Source organism: Halobellus sp. Atlit-38R, from assembly GCF_003665925.1.
Lineage (GTDB): Archaea > Halobacteriota > Halobacteria > Halobacteriales > Haloferacaceae > Haloquadratum > Haloquadratum inordinatus.
On sequence record NZ_QXIJ01000180.1, the window covers coordinates 1 to 541 of the forward strand.

1 protein-coding gene is annotated in these 541 nt (G+C 70.8%); it reads left to right on the forward strand.

From position 1 onward, the window contains the following. Positions 1 to 541 (forward strand): 4-hydroxy-tetrahydrodipicolinate synthase (gene dapA, locus D3D02_RS18815; RefSeq protein ID WP_121571354.1); only part of this gene is annotated, 541 nt, incomplete at both ends.

The window sequence follows — 541 nt, forward strand, 5'->3', positions numbered from 1 at the left end:
CGGGCGTCGACGGCGTCGTCCCCGTCGGCTCGACCGGCGAGTCGGCGACGATGAGCCACGACGAGCACGTCGCGGTGATCGAGACGGTCCGCGACGCCCTCGACGACATCCCCGTCATCGCCGGCACCGGCTCGAACAACACCGCGGAGGCGCTGTCGCTGTCGCGGCGCGCGGCCGACGCGGGCGCCGACGGCCTCCTCCTGATCTCGCCGTACTACAACAAGCCCGAGCCGCGGGGGTTCCTCGACCACTACCGCACCATCGCTGACGAGGTCGACCTCCCGCAGATCGTCTACAACGTGCCGAGCCGCACCGGCCAGTCGATCCCGGTCGACGTGACCGCCGAGCTCGCCGAACACCCGAACATCCGCGGGTACAAGGCCGCCTCGGGCGACCTCAACCTCATCAGCGAGGTGATCGAGCGCACCCGCGACGAGGCGTTCGCCGTGCTGTCGGGCGACGACGGCCTCACGCTACCGATCCTCTCTATCGGGGGCACGGGGACGATCAGCGTGGTCGCCAACGTCGAGCCCGAGCGGAC